At 68.8% G+C, this 20160-nt stretch carries 18 protein-coding genes; 2 read left to right on the forward strand and 16 right to left on the reverse strand.

What is annotated here, in order from left to right:
- Positions 1-35: 35 nt before the first annotated feature.
- Positions 36-797, reverse strand: a complete 762-nt coding sequence (locus AB0N07_RS29665; protein ID WP_365840220.1) for a TIGR03936 family radical SAM-associated protein — start codon at positions 795-797, stop codon at positions 36-38.
- A gap of 48 nt (positions 798-845) precedes the next feature.
- Positions 846-1925: a hypothetical protein gene (locus tag AB0N07_RS29670; RefSeq protein ID WP_365840222.1), complete on the reverse strand. Its 1080-nt coding sequence runs from the start codon at positions 1923-1925 to the stop codon at positions 846-848.
- A gap of 122 nt (positions 1926-2047) precedes the next feature.
- On the opposite strand from AB0N07_RS29670, the gene AB0N07_RS29675 reads away from it, so the two are divergent.
- Positions 2048-2743, forward strand: coding sequence for a DUF899 family protein (locus AB0N07_RS29675; protein ID WP_365840224.1), 696 nt, complete (start codon positions 2048-2050; stop codon positions 2741-2743).
- Here AB0N07_RS29675 and AB0N07_RS29680 read toward each other — a convergent pair.
- The 4 genes from AB0N07_RS29680 to AB0N07_RS29695 all read right to left on the reverse strand — a co-directional run bounded on the left by AB0N07_RS29680 (position 2716) and on the right by AB0N07_RS29695 (position 5307).
- A complete protein-coding gene (locus tag AB0N07_RS29680; RefSeq protein WP_365840226.1) occupies positions 2716-3489 on the reverse strand; it encodes a glycosyltransferase in 774 nt (257 codons plus the stop codon). The genes AB0N07_RS29675 and AB0N07_RS29680 overlap by 28 nt on opposite strands.
- Positions 3490-3525: 36 nt before the next feature.
- A complete protein-coding gene (locus tag AB0N07_RS29685) occupies positions 3526-3882 on the reverse strand; it encodes a carboxymuconolactone decarboxylase (RefSeq protein WP_365840228.1) in 357 nt (118 codons plus the stop codon).
- A gap of 313 nt (positions 3883-4195) precedes the next feature.
- Positions 4196-4549, reverse strand: a complete 354-nt coding sequence (locus tag AB0N07_RS29690; RefSeq protein WP_365840230.1) for a hypothetical protein — start codon at positions 4547-4549, stop codon at positions 4196-4198.
- Between the two features lie 74 nt (positions 4550-4623).
- Positions 4624-5307 carry a TNT domain-containing protein gene (locus tag AB0N07_RS29695; protein ID WP_365840232.1) on the reverse strand — a complete coding sequence of 228 codons (684 nt, stop codon included), beginning with the start codon at positions 5305-5307 and terminating at the stop codon, positions 4624-4626.
- A gap of 511 nt (positions 5308-5818) precedes the next feature.
- Between AB0N07_RS29695 and AB0N07_RS29700 the strand changes: the two genes are divergently transcribed.
- Positions 5819-7060, forward strand: coding sequence for a hypothetical protein (locus tag AB0N07_RS29700; RefSeq protein ID WP_365840234.1), 1242 nt, complete (start codon positions 5819-5821; stop codon positions 7058-7060).
- 220 nt (positions 7061-7280) lie between these two features.
- Here the strand turns inward: AB0N07_RS29700 and AB0N07_RS29705 are convergent, their stop codons facing one another.
- The 10 genes from AB0N07_RS29705 to AB0N07_RS29750 all read right to left on the reverse strand — a co-directional run bounded on the left by AB0N07_RS29705 (position 7281) and on the right by AB0N07_RS29750 (position 20157).
- Entirely contained in the window at positions 7281-8648 is a 1368-nt protein-coding gene (locus AB0N07_RS29705) for a GAF domain-containing SpoIIE family protein phosphatase (RefSeq protein WP_365840236.1), read from the reverse strand.
- A gap of 311 nt (positions 8649-8959) precedes the next feature.
- Positions 8960-10939: a TIGR03960 family B12-binding radical SAM protein gene (locus tag AB0N07_RS29710; RefSeq protein WP_365840238.1), complete on the reverse strand. Its 1980-nt coding sequence runs from the start codon at positions 10937-10939 to the stop codon at positions 8960-8962.
- Positions 10940-11032: 93 nt separating this feature from the next.
- Positions 11033-12556 (reverse strand): CYTH and CHAD domain-containing protein, encoded by a 1524-nt coding sequence (locus AB0N07_RS29715; RefSeq protein WP_365840240.1) that lies wholly within the window; start codon positions 12554-12556, stop codon positions 11033-11035.
- Positions 12557-12619: 63 nt separating this feature from the next.
- The gene (gene rodA, locus AB0N07_RS29720) at positions 12620-13819 is read right to left on the reverse strand and encodes a rod shape-determining protein RodA (RefSeq protein ID WP_365840242.1); all 1200 of its coding nucleotides are present in this window, start codon (positions 13817-13819) and stop codon (positions 12620-12622) included.
- Positions 13816-16065, reverse strand: a complete 2250-nt coding sequence (gene mrdA, locus AB0N07_RS29725; RefSeq protein WP_365840244.1) for a penicillin-binding protein 2 — start codon at positions 16063-16065, stop codon at positions 13816-13818. Before mrdA ends, rodA begins: the two co-directional genes overlap by 4 nt.
- A gap of 83 nt (positions 16066-16148) precedes the next feature.
- On the reverse strand, positions 16149-16829 hold the full coding sequence (gene mreD / locus AB0N07_RS29730; RefSeq protein WP_365840246.1) for a rod shape-determining protein MreD: 681 nt from the start codon (positions 16827-16829) through the stop codon (positions 16149-16151).
- A 19-nt stretch (positions 16830-16848) separates the two neighbouring features.
- Positions 16849-17802 carry a rod shape-determining protein MreC gene (mreC, locus tag AB0N07_RS29735; protein WP_365840248.1) on the reverse strand — a complete coding sequence of 318 codons (954 nt, stop codon included), beginning with the start codon at positions 17800-17802 and terminating at the stop codon, positions 16849-16851.
- 181 nt (positions 17803-17983) lie between these two features.
- Positions 17984-19003, reverse strand: a complete 1020-nt coding sequence (locus AB0N07_RS29740) for a rod shape-determining protein (RefSeq protein WP_365840250.1) — start codon at positions 19001-19003, stop codon at positions 17984-17986.
- Positions 19004-19303: 300 nt separating this feature from the next.
- Entirely contained in the window at positions 19304-19717 is a 414-nt protein-coding gene (ndk, locus tag AB0N07_RS29745; RefSeq protein WP_030934323.1) for a nucleoside-diphosphate kinase, read from the reverse strand.
- Between the two features lie 71 nt (positions 19718-19788).
- The gene (locus AB0N07_RS29750) at positions 19789-20157 is read right to left on the reverse strand and encodes a DUF4233 domain-containing protein (protein WP_365840253.1); all 369 of its coding nucleotides are present in this window, start codon (positions 20155-20157) and stop codon (positions 19789-19791) included.
- Between the last annotated feature and the right edge of the window lie 3 nt (positions 20158-20160).

Raw genomic sequence — 20160 nt, forward strand, 5'->3', positions numbered from 1 at the left:
CGGCGCTTCGACGTCCGTCCTTCGCGGGACCTTCCTTACGCCGACGCCTTCGCGGCGGCAGCGGAATCGGCCATGGGGGCCGTCGCTGCCTCGCGGTCGGGCGCGAGCGGGTCGGTCACCGTGCCGGTCTCTTCATCGAACAGCCCCTGCGCCAGCCTGGTCACCGCTGCGGGGACCGGCGGCGCCAGGTCGGCCACGGCGCGGAGACCGGACAGGACGTCGTCGGGTCGTACGGCAGGCGTCACGTGCCGAACAACCAGCCGCAGTATCGCACAGGGCTGGTCGGTCGGCCTATCAGCCGGATCACTATGTGTTTCAAGATGTACGACCGCGGGGCGTGCGTCGAAAGTCCGGACGCCGTTCTTGGTCATGCGCTGGACCTCGACGGCCTCGGCGGTGTTGAAGGCCGAAACGGCCCGCTCCGCCTCGGCCGGGTCCACGCCGTCCAGCCGCAGCTCCCACACGGAAGCCGTGAGCCGGTCGGCGAGTCCGGAGGTCCGGGCCTCGACCGCGTCGACGATGTCGAGCCCGGCGGGCAGCGACTCGTCGAGCAGAAGCCTCAGTTTCTCCGGGTCCCGCGCCTCGGTGAGGGCGATCTCCAGATACTCCGCCTCACTGCCCGTGCCGGTGGGTGCGGCATTGGCGTACGACACCTTCGGATGCGGCGTGAACCCCGCCGAGTACGCCATGGGCACCTCGGCGCGGCGCAGCGCACGCTCGAAGGCGCGCTGGAAGTCTCGGTGGCTGGTGAACCGGAGGCGGCCGCGCTTGGTGTAGCGCAGTCGGATGCGCTGCACCGCGGGTGCGGGCGGCGGGCCTTCGGGCTGTCGCTTGCCCAGTGTCGTTCAGTCCTTCGTGAGAGCGGTCGTACTGCTACCAAGAGTACGTGTCTCGCGGGCCGGAGGTTCCCGACGGTCCACGGCCTCCCTCCGCCGGGGCTCCCCGAAGAGCATCCGCCGGAAGTCGGCGCGCGCCTGCCGTGCGGACTCCCGGGCCAAGGCGAGCACGAGCCGGGTGGCCCGCCCCACACTGCGCGCCGCCTCGGCGACGGGCCGCAGCACGGCATCCCGTACGACATGTCCGACCGGGGTGAGCACGGTCCGGTGGACCCAGCGCACCGGCTCCACGAAGATCCACCGGAAGAGGGTTGCCAGAGCCCGCCCCACGGCGAGCGAGATCCTCCCGGCCACCCGCCAGGCATGCCCGATCGCCTGCCCCACCTCGCGCCCGACGACGGCGAGGATGCGCCCTACGGGCACCAGCACCCACCGCCACAGGGCGAGCGCGGGCAGCACGAACAGCACCCGGCCCACCCAGTACAGCCCGATCCCGACCCCGGTGGCGACCATGCCCGCCAGCCACGCGACCGCCCGGCCGACCGGCGCGAGCACGCGCGCGTACACCCACACCGCGGGAACGACGACGAGATTCCGCACCAGCCATGCGACGCCGGTGAACACACCGGTCCCGAGCAGGGCGAGCACCGCCCCGATCCCCCTGAGCACCCGCATCACGCCATGCCCGACAGGCGTCAGCACGCGCGCGTACAGCCACACCAGGGCCTGTCCGAGCGGGGTCAGCACATACCGGTGGAACCACTTCAGCGGCACCACGAGAAGCACGTTCCCGAGCCGTCCCAGGGCCCTGCCCAGCGGCACGAGGACATACCGCCACAGCCCCACGAAGGGCCACACGAACACCGCCCGCGCCACCCACAGCAGCGCCCGCCCCACCGGCCGGAACACGGTGTCGTCCAGGAACCGGCCGGTGACGACGAGCGCATCCCACACCATCCGCACCGGCACGAACAGCACGAGCACGACGATCCGCACGGGAAGACGGATCGCCACGACGAGGCACCCTTCGGGCGGCTGCCGCGCGGGGTGCTGTTCGAGGTGTCCGGCGGGCGGCTTCTGCAGATCCATACCCGCACAGACGCCGGGGGCCGCCGGTGCGGATCCCTCGTCGGAACACCGATGAGTCCCGGAGCCCTACGCGGTCTACCCCCGTACGAACGCAAGTCACGCGCGAGCTCTGTGAGGGGACCATGACCAACCACGCCCTGCCACCCGTCGTCGACGCCGCAACATGGGAGCGCAGGCTCGCGACACTGCGGGCCCGGGAGAAGGCCGCGACACGGGAACTCGACGCCATCGCCGCCGAGCGGCGCCGGCTGCCGATGGTGGAGATGCCCGACTACACCCTCGACGGCGAGGACGGCCCCGTCCGGTTGGCGGACGTCTTCGACGGCAGGAGGCAACTGATCGTCTACAACCACATGTGGTCCGCCGGCCAGGAATGGCAGTGCCCGGGCTGTACGGGGTTCACCTCGCAGTACACCCGCCTGGAGTTCCTGGACAACTACGACGCGCGATTCGTCATTGTCACCCAGGGTCCGATCGAGGAGGCACTCGCCTACAAGCGGCGCGTCGGCAACCGCATGACCTGGTACTCGACCGCCAACAGCCCCTTCGGGTCCGACGTCGGCGCACCGCCCGGCGGCGGGTTCGCGGTCAACGTCTTCCTGCGCGACGGCGACACCGTCCATCGCACCTGGCACACCGCCGGCCGCGGCACCGAGCAGATCAGTCACAGCTTCGCGCTGATCGATCTCCTCCCGTACGGCCGCCAGGAGGAATGGCAGGACTCACCCGAGGGCTGGCCCCAGTCCCCCACCTACAGCCGGTGGGCGACGTCCAAGGACATCGCCGCGCTCTACGGTCCGGGCTCCGGCGACAGCTGAACCCCGCTGCCGGCCCAGGCCCGGATCGCCTCCGCATGCTCACGGATCAGGGACATACGGGCCTCCCATTCCGCTCCGCTGCGATGGTCGGGGTGGGCGGTGATCTGGCCGCCGTGCTTGCGGTAGGCAAGGCCGGTCTCGCCGATGAACCATCCGTCCGCCAGGGCGTCCAGGCCGAGCAGCAGCCCGGTGTCGCCCGAGGCGGGCAGGGCCATCCAGCCGCCCAGCAGCGCCAGCAGGGAGCGCCTCACGCACAGGGTGGCGGGGTGGACCTGCGGCCGGTGGTGCTCGGCCCAGAAGCCGAACGCGCTTCCCCGGGGGAGCCGGCCCGGTCGCGGGTCGCTCGATTCGAACGAGACGGTGCTGCCGTCCTCGAGGAGATCGACGACCCGCGACGTGGTCCAGCCGACCGAGGTGTCCTCCTCCAGCACGGCGAGGTCCCGGGCGAGAGTGCCGGGAGTGAGCTGGTCGTCGGCGTCCAGCGTCTTCACATAGGCACCGGTCGAGCGCGCGAACGCCATGGTCCGCGCCACGTGAGGCCCACCGGCGCGGGACGCCGAGATCCGGATCCGCGGATCGTCGGCCGGCAGATACGCCTGTGCGCGGACGCCGCCGCCGTCCTCCTGCACGCACCACTCCCATGACCATCCGTCAGGAAGTTCCTGGTGGAGCAGTGAGGCGTAGGCGTCAGGGAGGAAACCGACGGCGCCGCTGTGTACAGGGGTGACGAGGGAGACGACGTTCACGAAGTCTCACCCTACGGACTGGACCGTCAGCGGTTGTCAGGAGGTGCTGCGGCTCCGCGCCTCCTGCTGGGCGATGGCCTCCGCTTCGGCGTCGGCCAGCGCGAGCGCGACGCCGAACGCCTGGGTGATGTGGCTTGCAGCCGACATGACGCGCGCTGTTCCCACCACGGGGGCGATCGCGACGAGAAGGTCCTGCAGCTGTTCGACCGTGAATTCGGCCTTGACCGCGGGGTCGATGTGCGCGAGGTAGGAGATCGCCGGGGCGTCCATGGCGACGAGTGCGGCGATGCGGGCGAGGATGACCGATCGCGGCTCCATGTGGCAGCGCTCGACGGAGTCGAGGGTCATGGCGGCAATCGTGTCGAGTACGGGGGTGTTGGATTCAGTGGCCATGGTGAATCGCCTTTCGGTGCCGAGGAGAGCCGAATCGTCACCCGGCAAGCGCGGGGTCCCCCCTGCGAATCCGGCGGGTCGACTCAATCGTAGGCACCCCGAGTCGGGGGCGCGCGTCGAGCCGGCCCGGGCCGGTTACTTGTTGACCACCGTCAGCGGCAGCAGCTTCTTGCCCGTCGGGCCGATCTGGATGTGCGTGTCCATCTGCGGGCGGGTGGCTATGCACAACCGCCTGGCAAGGCACCGCGGCAGCTGGCGTTGGCGTGTGGACGCTCCCGCTGCTTCGGTACCTGCCGCGAGGACGCCTCAGGCTTCAACTGTCGTCAGCTGCTCCGCGGCTTTGATCGAAGTCTTCCCATGCCTGGCGCTGGATCTCCTCGGCGTTCGAGAGGAGCTTCTCCAGTGGCTCCGCGGCCTCCGAGGAGGGAGCGGGCAGGTGGGTGAGCATGTCGTAGAGGTACGTGCAAGCCTCGGCTTCGGTGACGAAGCGTCGCATGACGCTGTCCTGGGAGCGTTGGCGCAGGCCGACGATCCAGGCATCCGCCTCACGGCGCAGGAAGTAGTAGGCGTCCAGCTGGATGGGCACATCGTGGACACCGGCGATCTCGTAGAACGCCTCGGGAACGGACGCCTCGCGGAGTCTTTCAACGAGTTCTGCGCTGTCCATCAGGTCCCTTGCGCCGACTGTCCCACAGGTGGCCCGGCCCGATGGGTACCGAGGCCACCCTGGGCACGGTTTCCTCAGGCGGGCAACTCGACCAGCTTGTGTTGACCGGCGAGCGTGGGGATCGTCTCTGTCGTGTAGTACTGAAGGCCCAGTCCGGGCTGGCCGAACCAGGGCCGGGCCGGGCCGGCCTCGACGGTGAACGGCTGGAGCACCCGGTAGAGGTGGTAGCTGTACGCACAGTACTCGACGTACTGGTCGAGGTTGCTCGGCGGAATCGCGCGTTTGGCGTACAGCGTGCCTGCGGGGGCGAGGAAGTTGCCGAAGCCGCTGCCGAAGAGGTCCACCAGCTGGCCCTTTCGGAGCGTCACGGGGTGCTCTACCGGCTGGCCGTTCTTCAGCACGAAGCCGTGGTTGTCGGGGTACCACCAGCCCGACTTTCCCGTTGCGGGGTCCGTCTCCCAATAGCACGCGAGGAACCGGGCGGCGGAGGTGTGGTCCGTGCGCTGATAGCCCTTCAGCATCTTGCCAAGAGCCCCGCTCTGGGGCAGGTACTTGGGTCCCAGCCGCCAGTCGTTGCGGTAGTAGGGCATGTACTGCGTCGTCGGTGCGGAGGTGGGCCCGCGGTCGCGGTGCGTGGACGGGCAGGTAGCTCCGGTCCCGGCACGGGTGTGGCCGGCGTGGGCCGTGGCCGGGGAGGTGCCGATCAGCAGGAGGAGCGATGCGAGGGCGCTCCCCACGAAGGCGCGCGGTACGCGCATTCGGTGTTCCCTTCTCTTCCGACGCCAACCAGGCGCCGCGTGGGGGCAGGTGGCCGGTTTCGGTGAACGGGCTGCCCGCCTCGTCGTTTGACAGGCCTCAGTTCACGCGCGGCATATGCGCGGGGGACGGAGGCGTCGCAGATAGTCACCCAATCCGATGAGCGCAATTCCTCGGACGGCCGAAGTCCGGAGCCGGTGGCCCGGCCCGCCAGGGACTCCCAGTTGGCCGCATTTCCTGGTCCGCTGCCCCGTCAGGCTGCTCCAGTGCCGATTTCGATTCGTTCGCTGCTGCTGTCGAGGACCGGACGGCCTCGTGTCCTCTTCTCGTCCGAGTCCGGCCTCACGCAGTGCCACGGGCAGACGCGGCATCTGTCGGGGTGATTTTCCGATCACGAAGAGGCATCACTGGGGGGAGTAGGGAATCAACGGGTTTGCCGGTTGGCCGCTGCCGCTGGCTGTCAGCGTGACAGAGGTGGCTTCCGCGCTTCGTTTCCCCGCATCGGAGAAGACCATGAAGATTCCCAGGCGCGGGCGTGTAACCGGCACAATGCTGTTCCTGGCTGTGCTCGGCATGCTCGCCGCGGCCGTGCCGGCTGCCTTGGCCGCCGCCCCCAATCCGCCCCCTGTGCCCATGCAGCCCGGCACCCCGGGCGCCTTCGCGCTCCGGTGGGGGGATGAAGACCTGCGCGTTTCGGCCCGGAAGCTGAGGGCGGCCGTTAATCCGAACGGTGCCCAGGTCACGGTGGCATCCATGCTGAACGCGGCCAACATCCCAGCCCAGACGCAGGACAACACAGGCTGCCGCAATCAGGCCACCGGCAGCGGCGGTGCCCTGCAGGGCGTGGACGTGGAAGCGTTCTACTGCCTGCGCCACGACGACGCCGTGGATGCCGACTGGACCCCGCAGGGCATCAGCGGCACCGAGGACGCCGAGCCGGAAGACGTCCCTGTGGACCAGCGGGCCATCGTCTTCTCCTGGCACGAGGGTCCTCCGGGAGGTTCGGGAATGGGCACCCGGCTGAGCTTCCTCAAAACAGCCAACAACAAGTACATCCACGTGTTGCTCGTGGTGCCGAACGAGGCGGGCACCGACTACAGCGAGGTGGCCCTCCACGCGGGCGGCATCGCCTGGTACCGGAACTACATCTTCGTCACCGCCAACACGGGTGGGCTCCGCGTCTTCGACACCACGAACCTGCTGCAGCTCGCACACAACCCGAAGGGAAGCACCAGCAAGACCTGTAAGACCGGGCTCGACGAGCGCAGCGGCAGGTACTGCGGGCGCGGGTACGACTACCTGCTGCCCGAGATCGGCCGCTGGGACAATTCGAACTCCACCACCACCCGTTACGACTCCATGTCGCTGGAGCGCGCCCCTGGCCGCGCCCCGGAGTTCATGACCAGCGAGTACCGGACGAACAGCGTCGGTCAGGTGGTCCGCTGGACCGACACCGCCCTGACCAGCTTCCAGGGCACCATCCACCCCTTCAGGGCGTGGTTCCAGCCCGTCCGCTACGTACAGGGCGCCTTCTCACGCAGCTGCTACTACTTCAACACAGGGCACAGCCCCAGCACCGGCTACCTGGTTGCCGCCAACGCCACCGGCAACACGAAGCCGGTGTCACAGCCCGGCGGCCAGGGACTGCAGGACCTCTACTGGCTCCGCTCGGCCGAGCAGCTGTGGACCCTCACCGAGTACCCGGGCGATGGCAAGCGGGTTCTCTACGGGGTCAGCAGACCAAAATGCCCCTAACCCCCTCGGACCGCCGCCGGGAACCTCGGCCCGGCACGATTGCGCCGTTGATTCTCCAGCCGAAGGGGGGAACCTTGTTGCTTCTTGACCGTCAGCGGCAGCAACTTCTTGCCGGTCGGGCCGATTTGTATCCGAGTGTCCATCTGGGGCCAGGCTCAGCCGCAAACCTCGACCTGCTCCGGTCCAAAGGGAGTCGAGCCCTTCGAGCCACGCTGAGGAGCTAGCTCTGTTTCGTGCGATGCATCTGCTTGCCGGGCCTCGAGGGCCGGCTGCTCGGAGCTCGGAGGGCGAGCACTGCCATGTCGTCGTGTCCGTCGCTGGGGTGTTCCTCGATCAGGACGCGGACGAGATCCGCCACGGGCAGTTCAGCATGAGCGGCGGCGATGGCGGCGAGCCGTTGCAGGCCCGCCTCAAGCGAGTGGTCACGGTGTTCGACGAGCCCATCGGTGAAGAAGACGACCGTGGCATCGGCGGGAAGGGGATGGGCGTGGTTGTGCCGTCGTGGAGTGCTGTCGACGCCGAGGGGCAGGTCAGGATCCGCGAGCAAGTGACAGGCCCGGCGATCGGGGTTGATCACCAAAGGCGGAGGGTGCCCCGCCGTACTCCAGCGCAGCGTCCAGCCGGCTGACGGCGCGGGTTCGATCCGGGCAAGGCACGCGGTGGTCACAGGACTGTCCGTGATGGCCTGGAGAGTGCGGTCGAGCTGTGCGAGGACAACGCCGGGCGAGGTACGGCGCTCATAGAGCAGGGCACGCAGCATGTTGCGGATCTGAGCCATGGCGGCGGCCGCCTGGAGATCGTGTCCGACGACGTCGCCGATGACGGCAGCGCAAGCTCCGTCGGGCACCAGCAGGGCGTCGTACCAGTCCCCACCCACGTGGTCGGGAGTGCTGGCCGTGCGGTAGGCCGCAGCAGCATCGAAGGGCTCCAGGTGGTCGGGGAGGCATGGCAGCAGGAGGCGCTGGAACCGTTCGGCATCGCGCCGGGTCTGCTCATACAGGCGGGCATCATCGATGGCCAGGGCCGCAGCGCCGGCCAGGGCGACGATCAGGCCTTCGTCACGGCCGTCGAATGGGCGTCCGTCGCGCCGCTCGGACAGATACAGATCCCCGTAGATCTTCCCGCGGATGGTGATCGGGGCCCCCAGCAAGGTACGCATGGGCGGATGACCGGGCGGAAACCCCGCCGAATCCGGGTGACCGGAGATGCCGTCGACGCGCAGCGGCGCGGGGTGAGCGATCAGATGCCCCAGCAGGCCACGTCCACGAGGAAGCTCCACACCGGCCAGACCGGCCCTCTCCTGCTCCGACAGCCCCACCGGGAGGAACAGCGCCAGGCTGTCGCCTTGCTCGTCCAGAACGCCGAGCGCTCCGTAGCGTGCACCCACCAATTGCATGGCGGTGGAAACAATCAACTCCAGCACAACCGACAGCTTCACCTCCCGGCTCAGGACGGCCTCGTACAGGTCGTGCAATTCGTCCTGAGCCCGAGCCAGTGCCCTGAGCTGCTCAGCGATCCGCTCCAGCTCTGCGCCCAAGCGCAGTCTGGGCGCAGACGGCAAATCGGGTAGTTGATTGGACTCGCTCATGATGGCCGCCCGGCAGTGCGCAATGCACCTCACCGACCATTCTCACCCAAAGCGGAACACCGCACCCGAGCGCCGGCGCCAGCAGTAGACCCCTACCGACCTGGAGCCCGGAGCAGCCTCAGACCCACTCCGCCTCGGAGAAGATCCACGAATCGGTTCCAGCGCTCGGGCTCGGCAGCGGCGTCCGGGACATGGGCATCGGCAAGGACGGGCGAGGATGCGGAACACCTGCAGCAGCCGGCGCAGCCGCCGCCTCCTCCTCGCTCACCCCCGCCAAGGCCTCAGGCACCCGATCGAGTGCCTCGCCCACGTCAGTGCTCGTGCCCACTCGACGCGGGCGTCTGACCAGCGTTTTTGACCGTCAGCGGCAGCAGCTTCTTGCCCGTCGGGCCGATCTGGATGTGCGTGTCCATCTGCGGGCACACCCCGCAGTCGAAGCACGGCGTCCACCGGCAGTCCTCGACCTCCGTCTCGTCGAGGGCGTCCTGCCAGTCCTCCCAGAGCCAGTCCTTGTCGAGGCCCGAGTCGAGGTGGTCCCAGGGGAGGACCTCCTCGTACGTGCGCTCGCGCGTCGTGTACCAGTCGACGTCCACGCCGAAGGCGGGCAGCACCTTGTCGGCGCAGCTCATCCAGCGGTCGTAGGAGAAGTGCTCGCGCCAGCCGTCGAAGCGGCCGCCGTCCTCGTAGACGGCGCGGATGACGGGGCCGATGCGGCGGTCGCCGCGGGAGAGGAGGCCCTCCACGATGCCGGGCTTGCCGTCGTGGTAGCGGAAGCCGATCGAGCGGCCGTACTTCTTGTCGCCGCGGATCTTGTCCCGGAGCTTTTCAAGGCGGGCGTCCGTCTCCTCCGCCGAGAGCTGCGGGGCCCACTGGAAGGGGGTGTGGGGCTTGGGAACGAAGCCGCCGATCGAGACCGTGCAACGGATGTCGTTCTGGCCGGAGACCTTGCGGCCCTCGGCGATCACGTTCATCGCCATGTCGGCGATCTGCAGGACGTCCTCGTCGGTCTCCGTCGGCAGGCCGCACATGAAGTACAGCTTCACCTGGCGCCAGCCGTTGCCGTAGGCGGTGGAGACCGTCCTGATCAGGTCCTCTTCCGAGACCATCTTGTTGATGACCTTGCGCATGCGCTCCGAGCCGCCCTCGGGGGCGAAGGTGAGGCCGGAGCGGCGGCCGTTGCGCGTCAGCTCGTTCGCCAGGTCGACGTTGAAGGCGTCCACCCGGGTCGACGGGAGCGACAGACCGATCTTGTCCTCCTCGTACCGGTCCGCGAGGCCCTTGGCGATGTCGCCGATCTCGCTGTGGTCCGCGGAGGACAGGGAGAGCAGGCCGACCTCTTCGAAGCCCGTCGCCTTCAGGCCCTTCTCCACCATGTCGCCGATGCCCGTGATGGAGCGCTCGCGGACCGGGCGCGTGATCATGCCGGCCTGGCAGAAGCGGCAGCCGCGCGTGCAGCCGCGGAAGATCTCCACCGACATGCGCTCGTGGACCGTCTCGGCGAGCGGGACCAGGGGCTGCTTGGGGTAGGGCCACTCGTCGAGGTCCATGACCGTGTGCTTGGAGACCCGCCACGGGACGCCCGACTTGTTCGGTACGACACGGGCGATACGGCCGTCGGGAAGGTACTCGACGTCGTAGAAGGCGGGGATGTAGACCGAGCCCGTCCTCGCGAGGCGGAACAGGACCTCCTCGCGGCCGCCGGGGCGGCCCTCCGCCTTCCAGTCGCGGATGATCCTGGTCATGTCCAGCACGGCCTGCTCGCCGTCGCCGATGATCGCCGCGTCGATGAAGTCCGCGATCGGCTCGGGGTTGAAGGCGGCATGGCCGCCGGCCAGGACGATCGGGTCGTCCAGGCCCCTGTCCTTGGACTCCAGGGGGATCCCGGCCAGGTCGAGGGCCGTCAGCATGTTGGTGTAGCCCAGCTCCGTGGAGAAGCTCAGCCCGAACACGTCGAAGGCCTTCACCGGTCGGTGGCTGTCCACCGTGAACTGCGGGACGGCGTGCTCCCGCATCAGCGCCTCCAGGTCCGGCCACACGCTGTAGGTGCGCTCGGCGAGGACGCCCTCCTGCTCGTTCAGGACCTCGTAGAGGATCATGACGCCCTGGTTGGGCAGGCCGACCTCGTAGGCGTCCGGGTACATGAGCGCCCAGCGGACGTCACAGGACTCCCACGGCTTGACCGTGGAGTTGAGCTCTCCGCCGACGTACTGGATCGGCTTCTGCACATGCGGGAGCAGAGCTTCGAGCTGCGGGAACACAGACTCGGCGGCCGCAGCGACTTCGGCAGACATCTCGCGAACCTTCGTGGGATGGGCTGATGGGACGACCTGAACTGACAGGGGTGACCATCTAGCCTAACGCGACCGTGCGCCCGCCCCGACCGCTCAGACCTGCATCCCGTCCTCGATCTCCTGCCACACCCCCGGCAGCTGTACCTCCACGGCCGTGGCCCGCGCCTCCTCGCGCCCGTAGAGCACTCCGTACGTGAACGAGCTCTCCCCGGCCGCATGGGCCACGGCGGACAGCTCGCGCAGGGTCTGGCGGGTCATGAAGCTGTCCTGGTGATCGCCCAACAGGGTCTGGAGGGACTTCATCGACCTGGAGAGCTCGGTTGCCGGGCCGCCGAGGGCCGGTGCGGCGGCCTCCGCCGCGTACCGCGTCCGCTTGGCCTTCTTACGGGCCTCGTGCAGGGCGAGGTCGCGTTCGTGGCCGGGTTCCAGGGCGATGGCCTGCTCGACCAGGTCGGACAGCTTTCCGAAGTCCTTCCGTACGGCCTTGGCGATCACCTTCTCCGGCTTTCCGGCGGCCGCCTTCAGCAGCGGCGGGTCCGCGACCAGCGCGTCCAGGCCGTCGAGCAGTTCCAGATAGCGCTGGGAGTCGAGGACGCCGGTGAGGCGGCGGCGCGATCCGCCGCGGCGGGCGTTCATCCAGGTGCGCAGCCGGGTGCGGACGGGGCCGGTGAGCAGCGTCCTGGGCAGCTCGTCCAGGGCCGCCGCCAGGCGCTCGGTCAGCACCTCCCGGTCCCGGTCCACGCCGAGCTCGCCGGCCAGCCACTTCAGTTCCCCGCCGATGGGATCGGTGACGCCGCGGTCCAGGACCTTGCCGTACGAGCGGAAGGCGCTGCGCATCCGGCGGGTCGCGACACGCATGCGGTGCACGGAGTCGAACACGTCCTGCCGTACGGCAGGGTCGAGTTCGACGATGGCGTCGCGCTGCTCGCGGACGTAGGCGAGGACGTGGTCGCCGGCCGTCACCGGCTGCTCGGCCTGCTGCTTCTTCCCGTTCTTCCCGCGCCTCTTCTTCGGAGCGGTCTCCGCGAGGGCCCGGGCCAGCTTGGAGGCCGATGCGGAGGGTCGTACGCCCGCCTTGCGCAGCCTCTTGTCGACCTTGTCGAGGAAGGCGGGGTCACCGCCGTCGGCGAGCTCCACCTCCAGCTCGGTCCACTGCGCCGAGCCGCCGTCCCCGGTGAGCCGTTCGGCGCGTACGGCGTCCACACTGACCTCGGCGAGCACCCGGCCCCCTGCGTCGACCAGGTCGCGGAGGTCACGGTCGGAGCGCAACCGGACCACGGGCAGCAGCTCGGCGTCACGCACCCGGGAGCGGACCAGGCCGGCGAGGCTGCGCGGGACGGTGTCGGAGAGCGGGGCCTGGATCTCGTCGCGGACACCGGGGGCGACCGGGAACTTCAGGTGCCAGCCCGCGTCGGAGCCGCCGGTGCGGCGGCGCAGGGTGATCGCGGACGCGGCGAGGCGTTCGTCGGAGGTGTCGTAGTAGGTGGCGTCCAGGTGCGCGACCCCCTTGTCGACGACCGCGTCGACACCGGCGACGCCGGTCAGGTCGGGCAGGTCGGGCAGGCCACTGTCGTCGGACTCGTACTTCCGCTCGATCTCCCGCTTTGTGTCCGCCATGAACCGAATCTAGTTGCTGCCGGGCCGTGACGACAGGGGCCGCATCCTTCAGCAGCCGGAGGGCTACGCGGACATGGGCCTCTGCACCCTGATCGACTGCAGCAGCCCCACCGCCATCCACACCGCGAACATCGACGAGCCGCCGTACGACACAAAGGGCAGCGGCAGGCCCGTGACCGGCATGATGCCGAGGGTCATGCCGATGTTCTCGAAGGTCTGGAAGGCGAACCAGGCGACGATCCCGGCGGCGACGATCGTGCCGTACAACTCCGTCGAGTCACGGGCGATCCGGCAGGCGCGCCACAGCACCACGCCGAGGAGGAAGATGATCAGTCCCGCGCCGACGAAGCCCAGCTCCTCCCCCGCGACCGTGAAGACGAAGTCGGTCTGCTGCTCGGGCACGAACTGGCCGGTGGTCTGCGAGCCGTGGAAGAGGCCCGCGCCGGTCAGACCGCCCGAACCGATCGCGATGCGCGCCTGGTTGGTGTTGTAGCCGACGCCCGCGGGGTCGAGGCTGGGGTTGGCGAAGGCCGCGAAGCGGTTGATCTGGTACTCGTCCAGGATGTGCAGCTGCCAGATGGCGATGCAGCCGATGACGCCGGCCGTGATCAGGCCGAAGACCCAGCGGTTGGAGGCGCCGGAGGCGAGCAGCACGCCCAGGATGATCGTCACCAGGACCAGGACCGTGCCGAGGTCGGGCATGAGCAGCACGATCAGGATCGGTACGGCGGCCAGGCCCAGCGCCTGCAGGACCGTGCGGTGGTCGGGGTACTTCTTGTCGCCCGCGTCGACCCGCGCCGCCAGCATCATCGCCATCCCGAGGATGATCGTGATCTTCACGAACTCGGCGGGCTGCAGGGAGAAGCCGCCGCCGAAGACGATCCAGTTGCGGCTGCCGTTGATGGTGGCGCCGAGCGGGGTGAGCACCAGCAGGATCAGGAACACCGAGGCGCCGTACAGGATCGGGACGACGGTGCGCAGGGTGCGGTGGCCGAGCCAGAGCACGCCGGCCATCAGGGCGAACCCGATGCCGGTGTTCATGATGTGACGGATGAGGAAGTAGTACTGGTCGCCCTGGTTGATCTCGGTGCGGTTGCGGGTGGCCGAGTAGACGAGCATCGAGCCGATCCCCGAGAGCGCGAGGGCCGCCAGCAGCATCGGCCAGTCCAGCCGACGGGTCACGGAGTCACGGGCGAAGAGCCGGGTCCAGCCCGCGCGCCGCGGGCCGTATCCGGGAACGGAGAAGCTGCCTGCACCGGTCATGTGAGCGTCCTCCGGCTTCCCCGCCTGCGCGGCCGCCTGCGGGTGGTCCGGCTGGTGGACGTGGGCGAGGGCGTGGTCGCCGCGGGCTGACTGGCACCCGGGGAGGGGCTGGCGTTGTCGTTGGCGTGGAGTTCCTCGGCCGGGTCCTTGGGGACCTTCGGCGAGGCGATGGTGCCGTCCGTCTTGACCTTGGGCAGGCCCTTCTGCGGGCTGGGCAGCAGTGCCTTCTTGTTGTCGATCGAGCCGTCGGGCTGGACGCCGTAGAGGGCGCTGTAGATGCTGCGGACGGCCTCACCGGAGGCGCCGGAACCCGTACCGGCCTGGGCGATCGTCATGACGACCGAGTAGTCCTTGGAGTACGTGGCGAGCCACGAGGTGGTCTGCTTGCCGTAGACCTCCGCGGTACCGGTCTTGGCGTGCAGCGTGATCTTGTCCTGCGGCCAGCCCTTGAACTTCCAGGCGGCGGTACCGGCGGTGATGACGCCCGCGAGCGCCTTGTCGATGCCCTCGTGCGTGGCCTCGCTGATCGGGAGCTTGCGCAGGACCTTGGGCTTGATCTCCTTGACCGTCCTGCCGTCGGCGCTGATGATCGCCTTGCCGATGGTCGGGACGTGCTCGGTGCCGCCGTTGGCCAGGGCCCCGTAGATCATGGCCTCCTGGATCGGGGTGAGGAGGGTGTCACCCTGGCCGATCGAGTAGTTGATCGAGTCGCCCTCGCGCATCTTGTAGCCCTCGAGGCAGCCCTCGTACTCGATCCGCTGGACGTAGGTGCCGCCCTTCTTGCCGCTCTTGCACCAGGCGTCCTTGTTGGCCTTCCAGTAGTCCTGCTTCCACTGGCGGTCGGGGACCCGGCCGGTGACCTCGTTCGGGAGGTCGATGCCGGTCTGCTGGCCAAGGCCGAACTGGTGGGCGGTCTTGTAGAAGTAGTCCTTGGGCTCGCCCTTCTTCGGGTTGATCCCGCCGTCCTTCTTCCACTCGCGGTCGGCGAGGCCGTAGAAGACGGTGTCGCAGGAGACCTCCAGGGCCCGGCCCAGCGAGATGGGGCCGAAGCTCTCGCCCTCGAAGTTCTTGAAGACCTGGCCGCCCACCGAGTACGAACTGGTGCAGGGGTAGCCGCCGTCCCAGGCGTAGCCGGCCTGGACCGCGGCGGCCGTGGAGACCACCTTGAAGGTCGAACCCGGCGCGGACTGACCCTGTATCGCCCGATTGAGCAGCGGGTAGTCGGAGTCCTTGCCGGTGAGCTGCTTGTAGTCCTTGGCGGAGATGCCGCCGACCCAGACGTTCGGGTCGTACGTCGGTGCGGAGGCCATGGCGACGATACGGCCGGTCTTGGCCTCCATCACGACGACGGCACCCGAGTCGGCCTTGTACTTCTCGCCCGTGACCTTGTCGTACTGGGTGCGGGCGATCTTCATGGCGTTGTCCAGCTCGTACTCGGCGACCCGCTGGACGCGGGAGTCGATGCTGGTGACGAGGCTCGAACCGGCCTGCGCGGCATCGGACTTGGCCTTGCCGATGACCCGGCCGAGGTTGTCGACCTCGTAGCGGGTGACGCCGGCCTTGCCGCGCAGTTCCTTGTCGTACTGGCGTTCCAGTCCGGAGCGGCCGACCTGGTCGGAGCGCAGATACGGCGAGTTGGTGTCCTTGGCCTTCTGGATCTCCTCGTCGGTGACGGGCGAGAGATAGCCGAGAACCTGCGCGGTGTTGGACTTGCCGGGGCCGGGGTAGCGGCGCAGTGCCTCGGGCTCGGCGGTGATGCCGGGGAAGTCCTCGGAGCGCTCGCGGATCTGCATGGCCTGGCGGGGCGTGGCCTCGTCGGTGATGGGGATCGGCTGGAAGGGCGAGCCGTTCCAGCAGGGCTGGGGAGTCTTGGCGTCGCACAGCCTCACCCGCTGCATGACCTCCTTGGGCTTCATGCCCAGGACCCCGGCCAGCTTGGTGAGGACCGCCTTGCCGTCGTCCTTCATCTTCAGCAGGTCGGTGCGGGAGGCGGAGACCACGAGGCGGGTCTCGTTGTCGGCGAGCGCCACACCGCGGGCGTCCAGGATCGAGCCGCGTACGGCGGGGTCGACGACCTGCTGGACGTGGTTGCCGGACGCCTCCTTCTGGTACTGGGCGCCCTCGCGGATCTGCAGGTACCACAGCCGGCCGCCGAGGGTACCGAGCAGGGAGAGGACGAGGACCTGGATGACGACCAACCGGATCTGGACCCTTGGGGTCCGTCCGGTCTCGGGAATATTGGTCACTGCGGCTGCCTCCCCCTCTCAGTGTGTGTACGTGTCATATACGACGGAGCTGTGAATGGCGCCCGCCGCCAACTCCCGCCTGCTCACAGCCGCTTGACCCCCTTGATGCGGCCCACGCGGGCGGTGCGCATGCGGGCCCTGGTCTTCAGGGCACCGAGGCCGCCGCGCTGGCCGCCGAGCTTGAGGCCCGTGCCGTTGGAGATCCAGCCGGAGGTGATGTCGGTGGCCTTCTTCGAAGGGGAGCTCGCCTCGGCGAGCGGGTCGTTGTCCGCGCGCCGGGCCAGGGCCATGATCCCGGGCACCACGAAGGGGGCGAGCAGCAGGTCGTACAGGGCCGCCGAGAACATCAGGCCGACGAGGCCGACATGGCGGGCGGCGGTGTCGCCGACGAGGGCGCCGACACCGGCGTACAGCAGGGTCGAGCCGATGGCGGCGGCGACCACGACGAGCATGGGGCCGGTGGCCGACTTCAGCCGCCCGTTCTCCGGTCTGGCCAGCCCGGCGAGGTAGCCGATGACGCACAGCACCAGGGCGTAGCGGCCGGCGGCGTGGTCGGCGGGCGGGGCCAGGTCGGCGAGCAGGCCCGCGCCGAAGCCGACGAGGGCGCCGCCGAGATGGCCGTAGACCAGGGCCAGGCCCAGCACGGTGAGCAGCAGCAAGTCGGGGACCGCGCCCGGCAGATGGAGCCGGGCGAGGACGCTCACCTGGACCACCAGGGCTACGACGACCAGGGCCGAGGAGAGCAGGATCCGGTTGACGCGCATGGGGATTCAGCTCCTACTGCTACGGGGTCTGGCCGGGCGATGCGGTCGCGTTCGCAGACGCATCCGCGGACGGGGTGACCGTGACGGTGACCGTCGGCGTGGGCGTCGGCTGGGGCTTGGCGGGGAGCACCGTGTCGCGCGGGTCCTTCTTCGGGGTCTCCACGACGACGCCGACGATGTCGAGCTTGGAGAAGCTGACGAACGGCGTGACGTAGAGGGTGCGGGTCAGGTTGCCGCCGGACGGGTCGACGCGGGAGATCACACCGACCGGGACGCCCGGCACGAAGGGCTTGTCGGCCTCGGAGCCGAAGGTGACCAGGCGGTCGCCCTTCTTCACGTCCGCCTTGGAGTTGAGCAGTTCCACCCGCAGCGGGCGGTCGCCCTGCCCGGTGGCGAAGCCGAGCTCGTCGCTGCCCTCCATGCGGGTGCCGACGGTGAAGTCCGGGTCGTTGGCGAGCAGGACGGTGGAGGCGTCGGGGCCGACGTTGGTGACGCGGCCGACCAGGCCGTCACCGTTCAGCACGGTCATGTCGCGTTTGATGCCGTCGTTGGCGCCGACGTCGATGGTGATCGTCCAGGAGAAGCCCTGGGCCGCTCCTATGGCGATGACCTGGGCGCCCTTGATGCCGTACTGGCCCTCGGCGGAGACCTTCAGCATCTTGTCGAGCTGTTTGAGACGGCTGCGGTTGCGGTCGTCGCTGCCGAGTTTCGCCTTGAGGGTGGCGTTCTCCGTCTCCAGACGGGCGAGCCGGTCGTGCCGGGTGCCCGAGTCACGGACCGCTGAGACGGCGTTGCCGACCGGGTCGACCGCCGAGGACACGCCGTCCTCGATCGGGCCGAACACGGTGGCCGCGAGCTGGCGGGCACCGTCGACCGGTGAGTCCTGCCCGCCGCGGATGTCCACCGTGATCAGCGCGAACGCGATGGCGATCAGCAGCACCAGGAGCAGCCGGCTCTCTCGTGTGTCCCTCACGTGCGGCGGCCGTGCCTTCCTCATAGGAATGTGCAGAGGTTCAGGTGTTCAGTTCAGCTGGGCAGTTCCAGTCGGGCAGAGGCTTATGGGCGAGCTTATGCCTCTATATCAACTGCCTCTATATCAACGATCCGCCGTACGAGAGGAGATCGTCCCGTACGGCGGAATCGAAGAGTTACCGTCATCTGCGCGGCTGGGCGTCCAGCACCTGCTGGAGCGCCTCGAACTCCTCGACGCACTTGCCCGAGCCGAGCGCGACGCTGTCCAGCGGGTCCTCGGCGATGTGGATCGGCATGCCGGTCTCGCGGCGAAGCCTTTCGTCAAGGCCGCGCAGCATCGCCCCACCGCCGGTCAGCACGATCCCCCGGTCCATGATGTCGCCGGACAGCTCCGGCGGGCACTTGTCGAGGGTCGTCTTGACGGCGTCGACGATGGCGTTGACCGGCTCCTCGATCGCCTTGCGCACTTCGGCGGCGGAGATGACGACGGTCTTGGGCAGTCCGGAGACGAGGTCGCGGCCGCGGATCTCGGTGTGCTGGTCGTCGTCGAGGTCGTACGCCGAACCGATGGTGATCTTGATCTGCTCGGCCGTGCGCTCACCGAGAAGGAGGGAGTACTCCTTCTTGATGTGCTGGATGATCGCGTTGTCCAGTTCGTCGCCCGCGACACGGATGGACTGGGCGGTGACGATGCCGCCGAGCGAGATGACCGCGACCTCCGTGGTGCCGCCGCCGATGTCCACCACCATGTTGCCCGTGGCCTCGTGGACCGGGAGGCCGGAGCCGATGGCCGCCGCCATGGGCTCCTCGATGATGTGCACCTGACGAGCACCGGCCTGCGAGGACGCCTCGATCACGGCGCGGCGCTCGACGCCCGTGATGCCGGAGGGCACGCACACGACGACGCGCGGCCGCGCGAGATACCGCCGCTTGTGGATCTTCAGGATGAAGTAGCGGAGCATCCGCTCGGTGATCTCGAAGTCGGCGATGACGCCGTCCTTCAGCGGTCGTACGGCAACGATGTTGCCAGGGGTCCGACCGATCATCTTCTTCGCCTCGGCGCCGACTGCGAGGATGCCACCGGTGTTGGTGTTGATCGCGACGACGGACGGTTCGTTGAGTACGATCCCGCGTCCCCTGACGTACACCAGCGTGTTGGCGGTCCCGAGGTCGACAGCCATGTCACGGCCGATGAACGACATTGAGTTCCCCATCAGGATTCGTCTGGCCTTCCTGGGAGCTTTTGAGGGCTTTTCAGGTCGGCGAAGTGGGTGCTGTGACGTGAAGGCTTCCATCGTAGACGCGCCTGCACGAACACTGCGCGAGGGTCTTCGCCATTGTCAGCAGATGAAGTGTCGCCTCGCTTCTGGAGACGGCCCATCGGGGGCACTCGTTCCCCCGATCGGCACGCATATGCCGGAGGACGGCCGGAAACCCTCGGCCGCCCCAGGTCAGACGGGCGAGCGACCTGACGGTCACTCAAGAATTCATAGGTTTGTCGCTCAACCGCGGCCGGGGAAAAAGATCTTCACCTCGCGCTCGGCGGACTCCTCGGAGTCGGAGGCGTGGATCAGGTTCTCGCGGACGATCACGCCGTAGTCCCCGCGGATGGAGCCGGGTGCGGCGGCGATCGGGTCGGTCGGGCCGGCCAGCGCGCGCAGCCCCTCGATGACCCGCTCGCCCTCGACGATCAGCGCGACGACCGGACCGGAGGCCATGAACTCCACCAGCGGCTCGTAGAAGGGCTTGCCCTTGTGCTCGCCGTAGTGCTGCTCCAGGGTCTCCTGGTCCAGGGTGCGCAGCTCCAGCGCGGTGATCTGCCAGCCGGCCTTGCGCTCGATACGGCTGATGATCTCGCCGGTCAGGCCACGGCGGACCGCGTCGGGCTTGAGCAGGACGAGGGTGCGCTGGGTCACTGCGGGCTCCTATGGAAGATCAAGGATGGTGCGGGGGTGTTCGAAGATTACAGGGCGTGTCCGGGCCCCTGTTACACAGCGTCAGGTGTGGAGGAGCCCGTCGAGCCCGTCTCCGCGGCGGCGAACCGCGCCTTCGCCTCGTCGATCTTTCTTCCGTAGTGCACCGAGGCCCACCACAGGGCCGCGAAGACCACGCCCAGGAAGAACATCGTCGGGACGACGAAGCCGGAGGCGACGAGGGCGGCCTGCAGGACCCAGCCGAGGGTGATGCCGCCCGGACGCGTCACGACACCGCACAGCGCGACGCACAGGAACATCGCGATGCCGCTGACCGTCCACACCGTCGACGTGGCGAGGCCGGGGTCCTTCATGGCGACGAGTCCGGCGAAGCCGATCACGAAGAACTCGCCGATCAGGGTCGAGGCACAGAGCGTACGCACGAG

This window comes from Streptomyces sp. NPDC051172 (assembly GCF_040682555.1).
Taxonomy (GTDB): Bacteria; Actinomycetota; Actinomycetes; order Streptomycetales; family Streptomycetaceae; genus Streptomyces.

Excerpts from the sequence above, each read along its gene's own strand:
- AB0N07_RS29670 (WP_365840222.1), bottom strand. The coding sequence starts at position 1,925 with ATGGATCTGCAGAAGCCGCCCGCCGGACACCTCGAACAGCACCCCGCG.
- AB0N07_RS29675 (WP_365840224.1), top strand. The coding sequence starts at position 2,048 with ATGACCAACCACGCCCTGCCACCCGTCGTCGACGCCGCAACATGGGAG.
- AB0N07_RS29685 (WP_365840228.1), bottom strand. The coding sequence starts at position 3,882 with ATGGCCACTGAATCCAACACCCCCGTACTCGACACGATTGCCGCCATG.
- AB0N07_RS29690 (WP_365840230.1), bottom strand. The coding sequence starts at position 4,549 with ATGGACAGCGCAGAACTCGTTGAAAGACTCCGCGAGGCGTCCGTTCCC.
- AB0N07_RS29695 (WP_365840232.1), bottom strand. The coding sequence starts at position 5,307 with ATGCGCGTACCGCGCGCCTTCGTGGGGAGCGCCCTCGCATCGCTCCTC.
- AB0N07_RS29700 (WP_365840234.1), top strand. The coding sequence starts at position 5,819 with ATGAAGATTCCCAGGCGCGGGCGTGTAACCGGCACAATGCTGTTCCTG.
- AB0N07_RS29705 (WP_365840236.1), bottom strand. The coding sequence starts at position 8,648 with ATGAGCGAGTCCAATCAACTACCCGATTTGCCGTCTGCGCCCAGACTG.
- AB0N07_RS29710 (WP_365840238.1), bottom strand. The coding sequence starts at position 10,939 with ATGTCTGCCGAAGTCGCTGCGGCCGCCGAGTCTGTGTTCCCGCAGCTC.
- AB0N07_RS29715 (WP_365840240.1), bottom strand. The coding sequence starts at position 12,556 with ATGGCGGACACAAAGCGGGAGATCGAGCGGAAGTACGAGTCCGACGAC.
- rodA (WP_365840242.1), bottom strand. The coding sequence starts at position 13,819 with ATGACCGGTGCAGGCAGCTTCTCCGTTCCCGGATACGGCCCGCGGCGC.
- mreD (WP_365840246.1), bottom strand. The coding sequence starts at position 16,829 with ATGCGCGTCAACCGGATCCTGCTCTCCTCGGCCCTGGTCGTCGTAGCC.
- AB0N07_RS29740 (WP_365840250.1), bottom strand. The coding sequence starts at position 19,003 with ATGTCGTTCATCGGCCGTGACATGGCTGTCGACCTCGGGACCGCCAAC.